Annotated in this window: 17 protein-coding genes; 5 read left to right on the top strand and 12 right to left on the bottom strand. The window is 60.6% G+C overall.

The genetic code is table 11. From position 1 onward, the window contains the following. Positions 1-118 precede the first annotated feature (118 nt). From pgi to dksA, 11 genes are all read right to left on the bottom strand, one after another. Entirely contained in the window at positions 119-1783 is a 1665-nt protein-coding gene (gene pgi, locus PSH69_RS25460; protein ID WP_018930196.1) for a glucose-6-phosphate isomerase, read from the bottom strand. Between the two features lie 227 nt (positions 1784-2010). After that, positions 2011-2391 carry an aspartate 1-decarboxylase gene (panD, locus tag PSH69_RS25455; protein ID WP_305410168.1) on the bottom strand — a complete coding sequence of 127 codons (381 nt, stop codon included), beginning with the start codon at positions 2389-2391 and terminating at the stop codon, positions 2011-2013. Positions 2392-2562: 171 nt separating this feature from the next. Next, positions 2563-3423: a pantoate--beta-alanine ligase gene (panC, locus tag PSH69_RS25450; protein ID WP_305410167.1), complete on the bottom strand. Its 861-nt coding sequence runs from the start codon at positions 3421-3423 to the stop codon at positions 2563-2565. Beyond that, positions 3420-4220: a 3-methyl-2-oxobutanoate hydroxymethyltransferase gene (gene panB, locus PSH69_RS25445; RefSeq protein WP_305410166.1), complete on the bottom strand. Its 801-nt coding sequence runs from the start codon at positions 4218-4220 to the stop codon at positions 3420-3422. The genes panC and panB overlap by 4 nt, the downstream gene beginning before the upstream one ends. Positions 4221-4492: 272 nt before the next feature. Then, positions 4493-4978, bottom strand: coding sequence for a 2-amino-4-hydroxy-6-hydroxymethyldihydropteridine diphosphokinase (gene folK, locus PSH69_RS25440; protein ID WP_305410165.1), 486 nt, complete (start codon positions 4976-4978; stop codon positions 4493-4495). Positions 4979-4981: 3 nt separating this feature from the next. Further along, the gene (locus PSH69_RS25435; protein ID WP_018930200.1) at positions 4982-6382 is read right to left on the bottom strand and encodes a polynucleotide adenylyltransferase PcnB; all 1401 of its coding nucleotides are present in this window, start codon (positions 6380-6382) and stop codon (positions 4982-4984) included. A gap of 731 nt (positions 6383-7113) precedes the next feature. After that, positions 7114-8553 carry a sigma-54 dependent transcriptional regulator gene (locus PSH69_RS25430; RefSeq protein ID WP_305410164.1) on the bottom strand — a complete coding sequence of 480 codons (1440 nt, stop codon included), beginning with the start codon at positions 8551-8553 and terminating at the stop codon, positions 7114-7116. A 22-nt stretch (positions 8554-8575) separates the two neighbouring features. Further along, positions 8576-11530: a sensor histidine kinase gene (locus tag PSH69_RS25425; protein ID WP_305410163.1), complete on the bottom strand. Its 2955-nt coding sequence runs from the start codon at positions 11528-11530 to the stop codon at positions 8576-8578. Next, on the bottom strand, positions 11514-11690 hold the full coding sequence (locus PSH69_RS25420; RefSeq protein WP_003176118.1) for a hypothetical protein: 177 nt from the start codon (positions 11688-11690) through the stop codon (positions 11514-11516). The genes PSH69_RS25425 and PSH69_RS25420 overlap by 17 nt, the downstream gene beginning before the upstream one ends. A 77-nt stretch (positions 11691-11767) precedes the next feature. Further along, positions 11768-12664, bottom strand: a complete 897-nt coding sequence (gluQRS, locus tag PSH69_RS25415) for a tRNA glutamyl-Q(34) synthetase GluQRS (protein ID WP_305412871.1) — start codon at positions 12662-12664, stop codon at positions 11768-11770. Positions 12665-12883: 219 nt separating this feature from the next. Then, on the bottom strand, positions 12884-13324 hold the full coding sequence (gene dksA / locus PSH69_RS25410) for an RNA polymerase-binding protein DksA (protein ID WP_007902025.1): 441 nt from the start codon (positions 13322-13324) through the stop codon (positions 12884-12886). A 333-nt stretch (positions 13325-13657) separates the two neighbouring features. On the opposite strand from dksA, the gene PSH69_RS25405 reads away from it, so the two are divergent. Beyond that, a complete protein-coding gene (locus PSH69_RS25405) occupies positions 13658-14830 on the top strand; it encodes a pyridoxal phosphate-dependent aminotransferase (protein ID WP_018930205.1) in 1173 nt (390 codons plus the stop codon). Then, the gene (gene sfsA / locus PSH69_RS25400) at positions 14830-15537 is read left to right on the top strand and encodes a DNA/RNA nuclease SfsA (RefSeq protein ID WP_305410162.1); all 708 of its coding nucleotides are present in this window, start codon (positions 14830-14832) and stop codon (positions 15535-15537) included. Before PSH69_RS25405 ends, sfsA begins: the two co-directional genes overlap by 1 nt. On the opposite strand, the gene PSH69_RS25395 is transcribed toward sfsA, so the two are convergent. Then, the gene (locus PSH69_RS25395; RefSeq protein WP_305410161.1) at positions 15534-15851 is read right to left on the bottom strand and encodes a Rieske 2Fe-2S domain-containing protein; all 318 of its coding nucleotides are present in this window, start codon (positions 15849-15851) and stop codon (positions 15534-15536) included. The genes sfsA and PSH69_RS25395 overlap by 4 nt on opposite strands. Positions 15852-16098: 247 nt before the next feature. Here PSH69_RS25395 and PSH69_RS25390 point away from each other — a divergent pair, with 247 nt between their 5' ends. The 3 genes from PSH69_RS25390 to PSH69_RS25380 are packed head-to-tail and all read left to right on the top strand — an operon-like array spanning position 16099 to position 18728. Next, positions 16099-17082, top strand: a complete 984-nt coding sequence (locus tag PSH69_RS25390) for an iron ABC transporter permease (protein ID WP_305412870.1) — start codon at positions 16099-16101, stop codon at positions 17080-17082. Next, a complete protein-coding gene (locus PSH69_RS25385) occupies positions 17082-17849 on the top strand; it encodes a heme ABC transporter ATP-binding protein (RefSeq protein ID WP_305410160.1) in 768 nt (255 codons plus the stop codon). Before PSH69_RS25390 ends, PSH69_RS25385 begins: the two co-directional genes overlap by 1 nt. Positions 17850-17861: 12 nt before the next feature. Further along, the gene (locus PSH69_RS25380; RefSeq protein ID WP_305410159.1) at positions 17862-18728 is read left to right on the top strand and encodes a ChaN family lipoprotein; all 867 of its coding nucleotides are present in this window, start codon (positions 17862-17864) and stop codon (positions 18726-18728) included. Positions 18729-18849: the final 121 nt, after the last annotated feature.

The following is an 18849-nucleotide window of genomic DNA, read 5'->3' as shown; positions in this document are numbered from 1 at the left end:
GCAGCCTTCGGCCGCTCCTACAGTGATAGCGCACGCCACCGATTTTGCAGTAAACCCGGTGCCGTGGAACTGTCGGTGCTGCAAGTTGAAGGGGCGGGTAAACCGCCCCTTCAGCCTATCACCCGCGGTGACGACCGCGGAAGTAGTTGATCAGGCCTTGGGTGGACGCATCGTCGGCCGGGGTTTCTTCGCTGCCGACCAGGCGGTTGTAGACGCCTTTGCCCAGCTCTTTACCCAACTCCACGCCCCACTGGTCGAAGGCATTGATGCCCCAGACCACGCTTTGCACGAAGACTTTGTGTTCGTACAACGCCACCAGTGCGCCAAGACGCCGCGGGCTGATGCGTTCGAGCACCAGGGTGTTGCTCGGACGGTTGCCCGGGATCACCTTGTGCGCGGCCAGTTTTTGCACTTCATCCTCGGCCATACCCTTGTCACGCAGCTCGGCTTCAGCCTCGGTGCGGGTCTTGCCGAGCATCAATGCCTGGCTTTGCGACAGGCAGTTGGCGTACAGCCACTGGTGGTGGTCGGACACCGGGTTGAAACTGACGATCGGCACTATGAAGTCGGCCGGGATCAGTTGGGTGCCCTGGTGCAGCAGCTGGTGGTAAGCATGCTGACCGTTGCAGCCAACGCCGCCCCAGATTACCGGGCCGGTATCGGTGGACACTGGCGTGCCGTCCTGGCGCACGCTCTTGCCGTTGGATTCCATGTCCAGCTGTTGCAAGTGCTTGGTGATGTTGCGCAGGTAGTGGTCGTACGGCAGGATCGCGTGGCTCTGCGCGCCCCAGAAGTTGCCGTACCAGACGCCGAGCAACGCCAGCAGTACCGGCATGTTCTGTTCGAATGGCGCGCTCTGGAAATGCTGGTCCATGGTGTAGGCACCGGACAGCAGTTCCTTGAAGTTCGACATGCCGATGGCCAGGGCAATCGGCAAACCGATGGCCGACCACAGCGAGTAACGGCCGCCGACCCAGTCCCACATCGGGAAGATGTTCTCTTCACGAATACCGAACGCCACGGCCGCCGCGTTGTTGCTGGAGACGGCGATGAAGTGACGGTACAGCTCGGCTTCCGAACCACCCTGAGCCAGGTACCAGGCGCGGGCGGCCTGGGCGTTTTTCAGGGTTTCGAGGGTATTGAAGGATTTCGACGAGACGATGAACAGCGTGGTCTCGGCGCGCAGCTTCATGGTCAGTTCGTGGAATTCACTGCCGTCGATGTTCGCCAGGTAATGGCAACGCACGCCTTTCTGGGCGTAGGACAGCAGTGCTTCGGACACCAGCTCGGGGCCGAGGAACGAGCCACCGATGCCAATGTTCACCACGTCGGTGATCGGCTTCTCGGTGTAACCGCGCCACAGACCGTCGTGGATACGGCCCACGAGATCGGTGATCTGGTTCAGCACTTTGTGCACGTCGGGCATCACGTTGACGCCGTTGACCGACAGCTTGTCGCCCACCGGACGGCGCAGTGCGGTGTGCAGGGCCGGGCGTCCTTCGGAAGCGTTGACGATTTCGCCCGAGAACAGCGCTTTGATCGCGCCCTTGAGGTCGACTTCGTTGGCCAGGCCCACCAGCAGATTGCGGGTCTCGGCGTTGATCAGGTTCTTCGAGTAGTCGAGAAACAGGCCGCAGCTGCTGAGGGTGAATTGATTAAAACGCTGCGGATCGGCATTAAAGGCTTCGCGCATGCTGAAATCCTGCATGGCTTGGCGGTGGTCATTCAGCGCTTGCCAAGCGGGCAGAGCGGTAACGTCGTGAGGAGTGCGGTAATACGCCATCGCTGCGGTTTTCCTTTTTACTTGAACGGCCTTTTGAACACTAAAAAATCCCGGAGCGCCAGGGGGGCGTCCGGTCAACTGCGTCGACACGATTTCTGGCGCAGGGCGAATACAGTAAACCTCGCGCTGCAATCTGTCTTGACTTTGTCTGACCTGCTCCCGGTACTTTTTTAACATTTAACCAGGAGCGGTCCGACAAACGGAAAGCTGACAGGGGGGCGGTTCGGTCAGGCGACCTGAACTGGAATGGCATTGCTGGTGTGGCTCAGTTCGTTACCCGGCGCCATGTAGAGCATGCGCGGCTTGAAGTTGAGCAGCTCGGCTTCGCTGAAGTGGGCGTAGGCGCAGATGATCACGCGGTCGCCGACCTTGGCCTTGTGGGCCGCGGCACCGTTGACCGAGATCATGCGCGAACCTTCTTCGCCACGAATCGCGTAGGTGGTGAAGCGTTCGCCGTTGTCGATGTTGTAGATCTGGATCTGTTCGTACTCACGGATGCCGGACAAGTCCAGCCATTCACCGTCGATGGCGCAAGAGCCTTCGTAATCGAGTACAGCATGGGTGACTTCGGCGCGATGCAGCTTGGCCTTGAGCATGATGGCGTGCATGAGTGTTTCCCCGGGTCGGAATCGAACGGGGGGCAGTTTGCCCGAAGGCTTTGTGGGCGGCAATACAACGTAAAAGATCGTCCGAACGCGGCCCGAGCCCGCGGCATCTCCTACAGGTGTCCGCGAGACCGTGTAGGAGCTGCCGCAGGCTGCGATCTTTTGATTTTGCCGTTAAGACGTAGCGTCGAGGTTCAGATGCAGGTTGTCGATCAACCGCGTCGTGCCGAGGAACGCCGCCACCAGAATCACCAGATCCCGATCTTCGGTCGTCGCCGGACGCAAGGTCAGCGCATGGCGAATTTCCAGGTAATCCGGACGCAGGCCAGCGGCTTCCAGTTGCTTGATCTGCTCGTTGATCAGCGTCGGGTAATCGCGCTCGCCCTGTTTGATCGCGTCGCTGATCCGGGTCAGGGTGCGATAGACCTCCGGTGCAATGGCCCGCTGTTCTTCGCTGAGGAAACCATTGCGTGACGACAGCGCCAGACCGTCAGCGGCGCGTACGGTCGGTTCGCCGATGATCTGGATCGGCATGTTCAGGTCGTGCACCAGGGCGCGAATCACCGCCAGTTGCTGGAAGTCTTTCTGGCCGAAGATCGCCAGGTCCGGCTGGACCATGTTGAACAGCTTGCTGACTACCGTCGCCACCCCTTCGAAATGCCCCGGACGGCTGGCGCCGCACAGGCCTTCAGATAGTTGCGGAACGCTGACGCGGGTCTGGCCGGCCATGCCGTCGGGGTACATTTCTTCGACGGTTGGGGCAAACAGCAGATGGCAACCGGCCTGGAGCAGTTTCTCCTGATCGGCGGCCAAGGTCCGCGGGTATTTGTCGAGGTCTTCGCCGGCGCCGAATTGCAGCGGGTTGACGAAAATACTCGCGACTACGAAATCCACCCGTTGGGTGGCTTTGGTAATCAGCGCGATATGCCCGCTGTGCAGGTTGCCCATGGTCGGCACAAAGCCGATGCGCTTGCCTTCGCTACGGGCGCGGGCCACCGCGGCCCGCAGTTCGCGTACGGTTTTTACGGTGTTCATGCAGAGAATCCGTGTTCGATGCCAGGGAAAGTCGCCGCTTTGACTTCAGTGACGTAAGCGCTCAAGGCGGCTTGAATGCTGGTTTGGTCGGTCATGAAGTTCTTCACGAACTTTGGCACGCGGCCGGTCATGGACAAGCCCAGCATGTCGTGCAGAACCAGGACCTGACCGTCGGTGCCACTGCCGGCGCCGATGCCAATCACCGGGATCTTCACCGCCTGGCTGATTTCTTCGGCCAGTTCGCTCGGCACGCATTCGAGCAGCAGCATGGCCGCGCCGGCCTGTTCCAGGGAAATCGCGTCGGCACGCATCTGCCGCGCCTGGTTCTCGTTGCGGCCCTGGACTTTATAGCCGCCGAGGATGTTGACCGATTGCGGTGTCAGCCCCATGTGCGCGCACACCGGGATGCCGCGTTCGGCCAGCAGGCGGATCGAGTCCGCGAGCCACAATGCCCCTTCAACCTTGACCATGTGCGCACCGGCTTGCATCAACATGGCGCTGTTGGTCATGGTTTGATCGAGGGTGGCGTAGGCCATGAAGGGCAGGTCGGCGAGGATCAGGGCATCGGTGTTGCCGCGTTTGACGGCTGCCACGTGGTAGGCCATTTCTGCAGTGGTCACCGGCAGGGTGCTGTCGTGACCTTGCAAGACCATGCCGAGGGAGTCGCCCACCAGCAGCACTTCAACCCCGGCCTCATTGCAGGCGTGGGCGAAGGTCGCGTCATAGCAGGTCAGCATGGTGATCTTTTCACCTGTCTGCTTGAGGCTCTGGAGCGTGGTCAGGGTGATGGCTGGCATGAAAAAAATCCTCATTACAGGCGCTATGAAAACTACTGCGAGTAACGCGCGTGATTCGTCATTTATACAGGCGCACCCTCTTTCGTGGTGCTTGTAAGGCCTGGACTGCGCCCTTTAGCGCCGCGTTGGCGGCAGCGGGACGCCTATAGTCGTGAGGAGAACCCGGGAAGTCAATTGCATGTGTTACCGCATTGTTACGTGTGGGGTGTTACCGACGTTACTGATGCGATTCAGCAGATTTGCGATGGGCTTGTATCGTCAAAAGCGGCAACTCAGGCTGCCGGGAGGCGTTCCAGGCCGACGAACGGGCAGGCGGCGAGTAATTTTGCGAGGGTGCGGCCGTCAGCCAAGCGCAAGTCCGCCGGTGCCAGTTCGGCCAGCGGATAGAGCACAAAGGCTCGTTCCTGCAGGTGATAGTGAGGGACTTTGAGGCGCGGTTCGTCGATCAGTCGATCGCCGAACAGCACGATGTCCAGATCCAGCGTGCGCGGGCCCCAGCGTTCAAGGCGCTGGCGGCCTTGTCCGTTCTCGATGGCTTGCAGGGCATCGAGCAGTTCCAGCGGCGCGAGGCGGCTGTCGAGAGCGGCGACCGCGTTGGTATAACGCGGTTGGCCGGGCAGCAGCGAGTCGCTTTGATAAAACCCGGAAACACCGACCAGTTCGGTCTGCGGCAAGCGTGCCAAGGCCTCGACAGCGCTGCGCAACTGTTCGGCAGGGTCAGCCAGATTGCTGCCCATGCCGATGTAGATGCGTTCCATGGCCTATTCGCCTGTCGTGCTCGAAGCGCCGGCAGCGCGTTTGCGTTTGGCACCGCCACTGCGGCGACGTTTGCGCGGAGCACCGCTGCCGTCGTCCTTGCCGCTGAGTTCGCGGATCATGTCCCGACGTTCGCTGTCGTTGGCGTCCTGATAGTCGGTCCACCATTCGCCCAGGCCGTCGGTCTGTTCGCCAGCGCTTTCGCGCAGCAGCAGGAAGTCGTAGCCGGCACGGAACCGCGGGTTATCCAGCAATAGGTCGGCCCGCTTGCCGCTGCGGCGCGGCAGACGCTCCTGCATATCCCAGATCTCGCGGATCGGCATGGTGAAGCGTTTCGGAATTGCAATACGCTGGCACTGTTCTGCAATCAACTCGTGCGCTGCTTCCTGCATTGCCGGAATCGGCGGCATGCCACGTTCTTGCAGGCGCAACACGCGGGCCGGCAGGGCAGGCCAGAGCAGGGCGGCGAACAGGAACGCCGGGGTGACCGGTTTGTTCTGCTTGATCCGCAAGTCCGTGTTGATCAGTGCTTCACTGATCAGCGTGTGGGTGTACGTCGGGTTGTATTCCAGTGCCTCGGCACTGGCCGGGAACAGCGGATCGAACAGCTGCAGGTCGACCAGCATCTCGAAGGTGTCCGCGGCGTGGCCGGAGAGGAACAGCTTGAGCACTTCTTCGAACAGGCGGGCTGACGGGATCTCGCGCAGCATCGGTGCCAGGTCGCGGATCGGCAGGGCGCTGTGCTTCTCGATACCGAAATTCAGCTTGGCGGCGAAACGCACGGCCCGCAGCATCCGCACCGGGTCTTCCTGGTAGCGCTGCTTCGGATCGCCGATCAGGCGGATCAGGTGATTGCGGATGTCGTGTACGCCATTGGCGTAGTCGAGAATGCGCTCGCTGACCGGATCGTAATACAAGGCGTTGATGGTGAAGTCGCGGCGTTGCGCGTCTTCTTCCAGGGTGCCGTAGACGTTATCGCGCAGGATGCGCCCGCTTTCGTTGCGGGAAGACTGGTTGCTGTCTTCGTCCTCGTCGTTTTGCGGGTGATTGGCGCGGAAGGTCGCGACTTCGATGATTTCGCGGCCAAAGTGGATATGCACCAGTTTGAAGCGACGACCGATGATCCGCGCGTTGCGGAATTCGGCCCGTACCTGTTCAGGGGTGGCACTGGTGGCGACGTCGAAATCTTTCGGCGTGATGCCGAGCAGCATGTCACGCACACAGCCGCCGACCAGGTAAGCCTGGTAACCGGCGTTCTGCAGGCGTTCGACGATATTGACCGCGTAACGGCTGAATTGCGCCTTTTGCAGCGAATGTTGGCCGCTATTGAGCACTTCAGGCGTGCTGCGGATGTGTTGCGTACGACGCAGGGGAGAACGGAATGACTGGAACAGCTTCTTCAGCATGGGATGCACTGTTTGAAGGAATGTTCGGCCATAACGAAGAATGACCGCATGATGGGCCGGGATTCTAGCATTTAGTCGGGGGATGGTGTAGGAAGCTGCGCAAGCGCTTGAAGGGAGATGTCTTGAGGGGCGGTTTTTGTAGTAGTGAGAATGCCAAACGCCAGAAACCACAAGGGGAGCCGAAGCTCCCCCAGAAGTAGTTGCGTGCTCTATTTTTATTATTGGTTTCGGGCTTCTTGTTTTTGTTGAGCGCCCTCGCCATGAAGTTTTCCTTCATGACCCTCCCAATCGGGAGCCAAGAGCAAACGGATTGCTTTGGTCGCTGTGTTGCTATGATCGTGTGATCCAACCAGTTCAGGCACTGTCTCGGGACAGTTTTTTATTGTTCTCGGCCTGGTTGCGGGGCAAGCCCCAAATGCAACGCCTCTCCAAAAGAATCAGTTAGCTACGCCTCTCGCCGTCTTGTTTTTATTGTGCGTGAGTCGATTCGTCTTATTTTTATTGTCTTGTGCATTACTTGTTATTGTTCTTGTACTGAACATATAGCAGGGTGCGTGCCAACTTTTGTGAGGCCCAGTAAAACAAGGGGTTAGGCAGGCTAATGGTGTTTTTCGAGGCCAAAAAAAACCGGGGCTTCGTTACCGTAAGCCCCGGCTTCTGTTACGTGAAAAAGCTGAGGTAACAGTTTTTCCACAATGTCACGTGTTACCCGCACATCCGACAGGCGCGGTTCAGCTCTCGCTCGCCACCCCGGTCTTGCGCCGCGGGATGCCCAGGCGTTGACGGCGTTCCCACAGGCATTTGCGACTGACTCCGAGTTTGCGGGCCAGTTCGGTTTCGGTCATGTGATCCTGATGCTCGAGCACGAAGTGCTGGAAGTAGTCTTCCAGGGACAGATCTTCGGTCGGTTCGTGGCTGGTGTTACCGGCGTTGTTGCCCTGCTGGGGGGCGAGGCCGATGAAGTCGTCGTCTTCCAGATCGCTGAGCTCGATGTCGATACCCAGCAGCTCGGCGGAAATCTCCGGGCTCTCGCACAGAATCACCGCACGCTCGACCGCGTTTTCCAGTTCGCGAACGTTACCCGGCCAGGAGTAATGCCGTATCGCCTGCTCGGCATCGGCGGCGAATTTCAGATCGGTGCGGTTGACCCGCGCGCTCTGCCGCGCCAGGAAGGCATTGGCAATTTCATTGACGTCCGCACCGCGCTCGCGCAGGGCCGGCAGTTTCAGGGCGATCACGTGGAGGCGGTAATACAAGTCTTCACGGAACTGGCCGATCTTCGCCAGGCTCTTGAGGTCCCGGTGGGTCGCGGCGATCAGGCGTACATCGACCTTCTGCGACTGGACCGAGCCAACCCGGCGGATTTCACCTTCCTGCAATACGCGCAACAGGCGGGCCTGGGCTTCCAGTGGCAGTTCACCGATTTCATCGAGGAACAAGGTGCCACCGTCCGCCGCTTCCACCAACCCGGCACGCCCGGCGCTGGCGCCGGTGAACGCGCCTTTTTCGTGGCCGAACAGTTCGGACTCGATCAGGCTTTCCGGAATGGCCGCGCAGTTCACCGAAATCATCGGTGCCTTGGCGCGTTTGGACAGGTTGTGCAGGGCGCGTGCCACGAGTTCTTTACCGGTACCGGATTCGCCCTGGATCAGGACATTGGAATCGGTCGGGGCGACTTTACGGATTTTGCTGTACAGGTCCTGCATCGGCGGGCAAGAGCCGATGATGCCGATTTCGCCGTTGCTTTTGTCGACACCGCTTTTTGCTGCGGCGCCATTGGACGCTTTGCCGACGACCGGCTCACCGCTGGCTTGCGCCGATTGCCGGTCACGCAGGATTCGCGCGACGGCCTGGAGCATCTCGTCGTGATCGAAAGGCTTGGCGATGTAGTCCACCGCGCCCATTTTCATGGAGTCGACGGCCGAACGCAGGCTGGCGTAACTGGTCATGATCAGCACCGGAGTGCCCTGGCCGAGTTTGATCAACTCGGTACCCGGCGCGCCCGGCAGGCGCAGGTCACTGACGATCAGGTCAAACGTGGGAATGCTGAAACGCTCTTGTGCTTCCTGCACGGATCCGGCTTCGCTGACCTGGTACTGGTTACGTTCCAGCAGACGGCGCAAGGCGGAGCGGATAATTGTTTCGTCTTCGACGATCAAAATGTGCGGCATTGATTCGATACTCTCGACGGTCTCAGTTCACAGCGGACGTCGCTTCGACATGACGCGGTAAGGTCACCCGGATACGGGTGCCGCGTTGGCTTTGAACATCAGCCGGGCTGTCGATGGTGATTTGTCCATAATGCTCTTCAACGATGGAATAGACCAGTGCAAGGCCCAGACCGGTGCCTTCGCCAGGATCCTTGGTGGTGAAGAAGGGTTCGAACAGTCGGTCCATGATGCTCGAGGGAATACCGCTGCCTTCGTCTTCGACGATCAGATCGACCGTGTGTTCGCCGGCTTCGCTCTTGACGCGCACTGCACTGCCCGGAGGCGAGGCGTCACGGGCGTTTGAGAGCAGATTGATCAATACCTGGGCGAGCCGCTGCGGGTCGCCTTCGACCCAGTGATCGGGGTCGCACAGGTTGTAGAACTGTACTTCGAAATTGCGCCGGTTCAAGGCCAGCAGGCCGATGGCATCCTGGGCCACTTCCGCCAGACAAACGGGCTCGTCGCTGTGCTGATGACCGCCCGCGTGGGCGAAGCTCATCAGCGACTGAACGATGCGTGACACGCGTTTGGTCTGCTCGAGGATCTGCCCGCTGATTTCCGTGAGTTCGGCGTCTTCTTCACGTTCTTCGCGCAGGTTCTGCGCGAGACAGGCAATGCCGGTGATCGGGTTGCCGATTTCATGGGCCACGCCGGCCGCCAGTCGGCCAATGCTGGCCAGGCGCTCGGAGTGCACCAGTTTGTCTTCGAGCATCTGGGTTTCGGTCAGGTCTTCCACCAGCAGCACCAGGCCGCTGTTGCCCGGTGCCAGCGGTTCGTCGATCGCCGCTTTGTGCAGGTTCAGCCAGCGGGTCTGGCCATCGAGGGCCAGGTGCTGCTTGTGCAAGTGTTCGTCCGGCAGATTGATGAAGCCTTGCAGCAGCTCTTTCCACGGATCGGCAATGGTGCTCAGGCGCGAACCGACCACACGCTGCGCGGCAATCCCGGTCAGCTCCTCCATGGCTTTGTTCCACATGAGGATTTCCTGATCCTTGGCCAGCGAGCACACGCCCATCGGCAATTCCTGCAGGGTTTGGCGGTGGTAGCGGCGCAGGGCATCGAGTTCGGCGGCAAGGCCGGTGAGGCGCGAGTGGTAATCCTCGAGGCGACTTTCGATGAAGTGGATGTCTTCGGTGACGTAGTTTTCGCCGCCGGCCTTATAGGGCAGGAAGGTTTCGACCATGTCCTGCGCCACGCTCGGGCCCATCAGGCCGGAGAGGTTGGCTTCGATACGGTCACGCAAACGACGCAAGGCGTAAGGCCGGCGTTCGTCGAACGGCAGATAAAGGTCACGCAGCGCTTGTTCGACTTCTTTCTGCGCCGCCTTGGCGCCCAGCGGTTTGGCCAGTTGCGTGGCGAATTCCTGAGGCGAGGCGGCATGCAGTTCGCGGCGTTGCGGGCGGCGAACGTTGTCCACCGCGCAGGCTTCGGCGGCGCTGGCCTCTTCGGGGCTGGCGTTGGTGAACAGTGAAATCAGGGTGAACATCAGCACGTTGGCGGCCAGCGAGGCAATCGCCGCCATGTGCCAGCTGGTGTCGTCCAGCACGTAAATCATGTTCAGCAACGGAATGTAGAAGCCTTGCAGATTGCCGACCAGCGGCAACAGCATGGTCACCAGCCACACCAGAATCCCCGCCAGGAGGCCGGCGATGAAGCCGCGACGGTTGGCGGTCGGCCAGTACAGCACCGACAGCACTCCCGGCAGGAACTGCAACGTGGCGACGAAGGCGACGATGCCGAGGTTGGCCAGGTCCTGTTCCGCGCCCAGCATCAGGTAGAAACCGTAGCCGGCCATGATGATCGCGACGATCAGTGCCCGGCGGGTCCATTTCAGCCAGCGGTAGATATTGCCCTCGGCCGGCGGTTGATAGAGCGGCAGCACCAAGTGGTTCAGTGCCATCCCGGACAGCGCCAGCGTAGTAACGATGATCAGCCCGCTGGCCGCCGACAATCCACCGACATACGCCAACAGCGCCAGGGCTTTGCTATTGGCGGCGATGCCGATGCCCAGGGTGAAATATTCCGGATTGGTGGTGGCACCGAGTTTCAACCCGGCCCAGAGAATCAACGGCACTGCCAGGCTCATCAGCAACAGGAACAGCGGCAAGCCCCAGCTCGCGCTGACCAGCGAACGCGGGTTGAGGTTTTCGGTAAAGGTCATGTGGTACATGTGCGGCATGACGATCGCCGAGGCGAAGAACACCAGCAGCAGCGTGCGCCATGGGCCTTCCTGCAGAGGCGTGTGCAGGGCGGCGAGGGCGGTCTGGTTTTGCAGCAGCCACAGTTCCAGCTGTTGCGGGCCGTCGAACACGCCATACAGCGCATACAGGCCGACGCCACCAATCGCGATCAGCTTGATCACTGACTCGAAGGCGATTGCGAACACCAGGCCTTCATGTTTCTCACGGGTGGCGATGTGGCGCGAGCCGAAGAAAATCGTGAACAGCGTAATCAGCGCGCAGAAACTCAGGGCCACGCGATGCTGCACCGGCTCGCGGGTGAGGATGCCGATGGAGTCGGCCACTGCCTGAATCTGCAACGCCAGCAACGGCAGCACGCCGACCAGCATGAAAATCGTCGTCAGCGCACCGGCCCAGGTGCTGCGGAAACGGAACGCGAACAGGTCGGCCAGCGATGAGAGTTGGTAAGTGCGGGTGATTTTCAGGATCGGGTACAAAAGCACCGGCGCCAGCAGAAACGCCCCGGAAACCCCGAGGTAGCTGGACAGAAAACCGTAGCCGTACTGATAAGCCAGGCCCACCGTGCCGTAAAACGCCCAGGCACTGGCATAAACGCCCAGCGACAGGGTGTAGGTCAGCGGATGGCGAATGATCGCCCGGGGGATCATGCCCCGTTCACTGATCCAGGCCACACCGAACAGCACCGCCAGGTACGCGGCGCTGATCAGGATCATCTGGGTCAGGCTAAAGCTCATCGGCATCTTTTTGGCTCTGCAGGATGAAGGTCACGACGATCAGAATCAGCCAGAGCAAATAAGGGCGATACCAGGCGCCAGTGGCGTCGATCCACCAATCCATGATGGCCGGGGAGAACAGATAAATCCCCACTACTAGGAGCAGGACCAAGCGATAGATGTACATCCCGGCCTCTCTCTTTTATGCGCGTGCCCGAAAACGTGCGGCGATGGTAACGGATGGGTGCGCCACTGCAAGTGGCATCACTGCAGTTGCGCTTCAGGCAACGTCAGTGTGCGCGGGATCAGCGACGCATCCCAGTGGGCAATGCCCCAATTCAGCACTTCCCGTGGCGTGGCGTCATTGAGTTCGATAACGGGAGTGTGCCCCAGCGCCCGCAATGCGCGCAGCAACAGCGGCGTGGCCTGATCTTCGGTGAGTGGCGGCGAGCGATAGGACTTTCCGAGTTTGTGGCCGTCCGGCTGGGTAATCAACGGGATGTGCAGGTAGCGTGGTTGCGGCAGGCCGAGCAGTTCTTGCAGATAGAGCTGGCGTGGCGTGGAGTCAAGCAGGTCGGCGCCGCGCACGATATCAGTGATGCCTTGCCAGGCATCGTCCAGCACCACCGCCAATTGATAGGCGTAGAGCCCGTCACGGCGACGAATCACGAAGTCGCCGACCTCACGGCCCAGATGTTGACGGAATTCGCCCTGTACCCGGTCGATGAAGTGGTATTCGAGCTCCGGTACACGCACGCGGATCGCAGCATTCTCGGTGCCGTGCCCCGCGTTGCGGCAGAACCCGGGATAGATGCCGTGATACGGCTCCAGTTGCTTGCGCGAGCAGGTGCATGCGTAGGCCAGGCCCTGGCTGAACAGGCGATTGAGGACTTCGGCGTAGGCCGCGTGCCGGTCACTCTGTCGGACCATCTCGCCATCCCATTCGAAACCATAGCTTTCCAGCGCCTTGAGAATCGCCGCCTGAGCACCGGGCTCCTCGCGTGGCGGATCGAGATCCTCCATGCGCACCAGCCAGCGCCCGCTGACCGAACGGGCGTCGAGGTACGAGGCCAGCGCTGCAACCAGCGAACCGAAGTGCAGATGCCCGCTGGGCGTGGGGGCGAAGCGCCCGATATAGGCGGAAGAGGCGATGGCGGTCATAAGGGCGATGTCAGGCTGTCCAATCGTTTTGAGCACGGCTTGAAGCCGCCTTCACGAGCAAGCTCAGTTCCTACAGGAGATTGCGCCAGCCTTTGTAGGAGCGAAGATTGTTCCGGGCGGCGATCCGACGAAGGCGATTTCGAAGTCGCAACAAATATCAGCAAATATCAGAAACAAAAACGGAGCGTTCGCACGCTCCGTCTTTCGTTCAAGTCGAGATTACTTGCCGACTTGCTTTTCCTTGATTTCCGCCAGGGTCTTGCAGTCAACGCACATGTCGGCGGTAGGACGGGCTTCCAGTCGCTTGACGCCGATTTCGACGCCGCAGGACTCACACCAACCGTATTCTTCGTCTTCGATCAGTTGCAGGGTCTTGTCGATTTTCTTGATCAGCTTGCGCTCACGGTCGCGGGCGCGCAATTCGAGGCTGAATTCCTCTTCCTGGCTGGCACGGTCTGCCGGGTCAGGGAAGTTGGCCGCTTCGTCTTTCATGTGATCAACGGTACGGTCGACTTCCTGCATCAAGTCCTGTTTCCACTTGTTCAGGATCTTGGTGAAGTGAGCACGCATGGGTTTGCCCATGTACTCTTCGCCCTTCACTTCTTTGTAGGGTTCGAAGCCGCTGATCGACTGATTTTGCTGCTTTGCTTGGGTGGGCATGAAATGGACCGCCTCTACTCTTGTAATCCATTGCGCAGGATTGCTCCATCACCGACACCTGCCGGCCCTGCGGCTGCAAGCGGGCGAACTTACCAGATCAAATCGGACCGCGCTACTCCCGGATGTCGAGCCCGCGGCCCGTGGTGCTTGCAAAAGATTGCAAAGCTCCGTCTGGTGGCTAGGGAGACCTGATCAATTATTGATTTTAGCCAAACCTGAGACATACGCTTGAATCGATTGAGACCAGCATTATATGGCTCTGACCGCTTTAGGCTCTCGCTCGTTCCTGCGCTTGGGTAGAATCAATTTTTTTCCCCGTTGTAAGGAAGGCTAATGGCTCTGTCCTACAGTGCGCGCAGTCGCGCTATCGAACCGTTCCACGTTATGGCCCTGCTGGCGCGGGCCAACGAGCTGCAAGCGGCTGGCCACGACGTGATTCACCTGGAAATCGGCGAGCCGGACTTCACCACCGCCGAGCCGATCATCCAGGCCGGCCAGGCTGCGCTAACGGCGGGGAAGACCCGTTACACCGCCGCTCGCGGCATTCCCGAGCTGCGTGAGGCCATTTCGGGCTTTTATCAGCAGCGCTACGGGCTGAACATCGATCCGCAGCGCATTCTGATCACGCCTGGCGGCTCAGGTGCGTTGCTGTTGGCCAGTGCCTTACTGGTGGACCCAGGCAAGCACTGGCTGCTGGCCGACCCGGGTTACCCGTGCAACCGGCACTTCCTGCGCCTGGTGGAAGGGGCGGCACAGCTGGTGCCGGTCGGCCCGGACGTGCGTTATCAACTGACCCCGGACCTGGTCGCGCGTCACTGGGATCACGACAGCGTCGGTGCCCTGGTGGCATCGCCGGCCAACCCCACCGGGACCATCCTGACCCGTGATGAGCTGGCCGGGCTATCCGCGGCGATCAAGGCCCGCCACGGTCATTTGGTGGTCGACGAGATTTACCACGGCCTGACTTACGGCACGGACGCGGCTAGCGTGCTGGAAGTCGATGACAGCGCGTTCGTCCTCAATAGTTTTTCCAAGTATTTCGGCATGACCGGCTGGCGCCTTGGTTGGCTGGTCGCACCTGAAGCGGCGGTCGGTGAACTGGAGAAGCTCGCCCAGAACCTCTACATCAGCGCACCGAGCATGGCCCAGCACGCGGCATTGGCCTGCTTCGAGCCAGCCACCATCAGCATTTTCGAGGAGCGCCGCGCCGAGTTCGGTCGACGTCGTGACTTCCTCCTGCCAGCCCTGCGGGAATTGGGTTTCGGTATCGCGGTAGAACCAGAAGGTGCGTTCTATTTGTACGCCGATATCAGCAAGTTCGGCGGCGATGCCTTCGCGTTCTGCCGGCACTTCCTCGAAACCGAGCACGTTGCGATCACCCCGGGGTTGGACTTCGGGCGTCATCAGGCCGGGCATCATGTGCGGTTTGCCTACACCCAAAGCCTTCCGCGCTTGCAAGAAGCAGTCGAGCGGATCGCCCGCGGTTTGAAGAGCTGGCAAGGCTGATGCGTTTTCATCCTCCCCTTGAAGAAGGTCGCTTGATTCGTCGTTACAAGCGTTTTCTTGCCGATATCGAAACCGTGGGTGGCGAGTTGCTGACCATTCACTGCCCGAACACCGGCTCGATGCTTAATTGCCAGGTCGAGGGCGGGCAAGTCTGGTTCAGCCGCTCCACCGACCCCAAGCGCAAGTTGCCCGGCACTTGGGAAGTTGGCGAAACCCCGCAGGGACGGCTGTTCTGTGTGAACACCGGGCGCGCCAACGGCTTGATCGAGGAAGCGTTGCAGGCTGGCGTCATCACCGAGTTGAACGGCTTTACCGAACTGAAGCGCGAAGTGGCCTATGGTCAGGAAAACAGCCGCATCGATTTTCGTCTCGATTACCCGGGCGGGCCGGCTTATGTGGAAGTCAAAAGCGTCACCCTGGGCTTTGATGGCTCGGCGGTGGCGGCATTTCCTGACGCGGTGACCCAGCGTGGGGCCAAGCATTTGCGCGAACTGGCGCATTTGGCCAGGGACGGGATTCGGGCAGTGCAGTTGTATTGCGTGAACCTGACAGGGATCGACGCGGTGCGTCCTGCCGAAGAAATCGATTCGGCCTACGCAGCTGCGTTGCGTGAGGCGGTGGCGTGTGGAGTCGAAGTGCTGGCGTATGGCGTGCGCTTGACCCACGAAGAGATGGTGGTGCATCGGCGACTGGATGTGTTGCTTTAGAGCGTAACCCAGATCCCTTGTTCGTCCTCGCGGCACAGGACGCTGGTCAGGAATTGCCCGGCGCAGGGGCCGGCAACGCATTCACCGTCCTCGATCAGAAACAGTGCGCCGTGGGTCGCGCACTGGATCAGGCTGTTGCTGGGGTCGAGAAACTGGTCGGGCTGCCATTCCAGCCCGACGCCCCGGTGCGGGCAGCGATTTTCATACACATACACCCGACCGCCCCGGCGTACGGCCAGGAGCTTCTGGCCGTCGACGTCGAAACCGCGACTGCTGGCGTCAGCCAATTCGGCGCCTGTGCAAAGAAGCTTCATGTCTATCCTCAAGTCCTGCGGCTCGTGGCCGGTATGTCCGAGCTTGACGTTCAAATGCAAGCAATTATCAAATGACGGCTTGCCCGCAGGGCGATTACCGGATGCCGAGAATACTTGGCCTGTCATGACTATGCCCGGGAAACCTTTGAAGGAGGCTATTTATGCACCTGTTCGATCCCGGTACGACTGGCCAATGACCCTTCTGATTAAACCTCGTGCGTTGTTCATGGGCTTGAGCCTGTTGTGTTTGCTGGCGATCTGGCTGTCGCTGGCGTTGGGGCCGGTGAGTTTGCCGTTGTTCGACACCTTGCGCGCGGCGCTGCGCTTGCTCGGTCTGCCGATTGCCGCCGACGGGTTGGAGCAGGCCGAACTGATCCTCGGGCAAATCCGCCTGCCGCGAACCTTGCTCGGTTTGGCGGTGGGCGGGGTTCTGGCGCTGTCCGGTGTGGCGATGCAGGGTTTGTTTCGCAATCCTCTGGCCGATCCAGGCCTGATAGGGGTGTCGAGCGGCGCGGCATTGGGCGCGGCTATCGCGATTGTCGGCGGCTCGGTATTCGGTGGACTGCCTGAATCCATCGGGCCATATCTGTTGTCGGTGTGCGCGTTTCTTGGCGGGTTGGGGGTGACGGCGCTGGTCTATCGACTGGGGCGACGCAATGGCCAGACCAACGTCGCGACCATGTTGCTGGCCGGTATTGCATTGACAGCCCTGGCTGGCTCGGCGGTCGGGCTCTTCACCTATCTGGCGGATGACGCGACCCTGCGCACCCTGACGTTCTGGAACCTGGGCAGCCTTAACGGCGCCAGTTATGCGCGACTCTGGCCGTTATTGCTAGTGAGCACCGGCGTGGCACTGTGGTTGCCGCGTCGGGCCAAGGCCTTGAATGCATTGTTGCTGGGAGAATCGGAGGCCGGTCACCTGGGCATCGATGTGGAAAGTCTCAAGCGCGAATTGGTTTTCTGTACGGCGCTTTGCGTCGGCGCGGCGGTAGCTGCGGCGGGGATGATCGGGTTTGTCGGCCTGGTGGTGCCGCATCTGGTGCGACTGCTGGTCGGCCCCGATCATCGGGTGCTGTTGCCGGCGTCGGTGTTGGCGGGGGCCAGTCTCCTGTTGTTTGCTGATCTGGTGGCGCGGCTGGCGCTGGCGCCGGCTGAGTTGCCGATCGGGATTGTCACGGCCCTCATCGGCGCGCCGTTCTTTCTGTATTTATTGCTCAGAGGGCGTGCCTGATGTTGCGAGCGCAAAACCTGCAAATCCGCCGCGGTCGAAAAGTTGTCCTGACGGACATCACCCTTGAGCTTAAACCGGGCGAAGTGCTCGGCGTGTTGGGGCCTAATGGCGCCGGCAAAAGCACGTTGCTCGGCGCCCTGTGCGGAGAATTGCCTGCGGACCATGGCAGCGTCTGGCTCGATGAGCGTGAGTTGAGTCATTGGAACGGAGCGCAGCGAGCCCGGCGTTTGGCAGTATTGCCGCAAGTGTCGACCCTGGACTTTGCCTTTCGCGTCGAAGAAGTGGTCGGCCTGGGCCGTCTGCCTTATCAAAGCGGTCGGGTCCGGGATGAGGAGATTGTCGCCGCCGCGCTGCAGGCGGCCGATGCGGGGCACTTGAGCGGTCGCAGTTATCTGGCGTTGTCTGGTGGCGAACGTCAGCGGGTGCATTTGGCGCGGGTGTTGGCGCAGCTTTGGCCGGGCGAGGCGGGGCAGACGTTGTTGCTCGATGAGCCGACGTCGATGCTCGACCCGCTGCATCAGCACACCACTCTGCAAGCGGTGCGTGAATTCGCCGATCGCGGTGCGGCGGTGCTGGTGATCCTGCATGATCTGAACCTGGCGGCGCGTTATTGTGATCGCCTGTTACTGCTCGAAGGTGGGCGTCCTGTAGTGCTGGACACGCCGGAACAGGTATTGCGCCCGGAACCGCTCAAGGCTGTGTTCGGGTTGGAAGTATTGGTGCAACCGCACCCGGAGCGTGGGCATCCGCTGATCATCGCCCGCTGAGGTGTTTTAGGGATGAAAACACGCATGATGGTTTTTCTGGCCGCGCTGTTACTGGGTGCTTGCCAGCATGTAGCGGTGCCGTCGGTCAGCGGCGAAATCCGGGATCTGCGCAGCGGTCAGACCCTAACGGCGCAAGAACTGCTTGCACGGTTGTCGGAACCTTCGCGGTTGATCGTCGGCGAGCAGCATGACAATCGTGATCACCATCAACTGCAATTGTGGTTATTGCAGGCACTGGGTGAGCGACGGCCTCAAGGCAGTCTGCTGTTGGAAATGCTGACGCCGGCTCAGCAACAGCGCGTCGATGACGTTCGGCATGCCTCACCGCTGCCGAACGATTTGTCCGGGGCATTGGCCTGGCAGCCGGGATGGGACTGGAATCTTTACGGGCCGATCGTTCGGTTTGCCCTGACTCAGCCGTACCCGTTGCTGGCGGCCAATCTGGACACGCCTGAAGTCCGTTCTGTCTATGCCAAACCGCCGATATTGAGCGGTGCGCGTTCCAACGCTCCGACGGTCAAGAATGAGTTGCTGGCGCAGATCAGCGATTCCCACTGCGGCTTGCTGCCTGAATCACAGATGCCCGCGATGCTGGCCGTCCAGCAGCAGCGTGACCGGCGGATAGCCGAGCGATTACGGGTGGCACCGATGCCTTCACTGTTGTTTGCCGGCGCGTTCCACGCACGCAAGGATGTCGGGGTGCCGATCCATATGCTGGATCTGGGGGAGCCCGAGGCGCCAACGGTATTGCTGCTGGCGGAGCAGGGCGCTGAGGTCACGTCGGCTATGGCCGATTACGTCTGGTATACGCCCACCACGCCGCCGCAGGATTACTGCGCGCAAATGCGCAAGCAGTTCGGCAAGCCGTCAGGCCAATAAAATCAGCCGAGTTTTCCGCAGGCAAAAAAAGACCCGGCAAGAGCCGGGTCAAATAACCGTGATTAGCCTGATGAGGAGATAATCTGAGAGTCCGAACCAAGGGCTTTTCAGAATATCGACC

Source organism: Pseudomonas sp. FP1740, from assembly GCF_030687165.1.
In the GTDB taxonomy this organism is placed as follows: Bacteria; Pseudomonadota; Gammaproteobacteria; order Pseudomonadales; family Pseudomonadaceae; genus Aquipseudomonas.
Note: the sequence above shows the minus strand (reverse complement) of the source record. Positions and strands in the feature narration are given on the sequence as shown.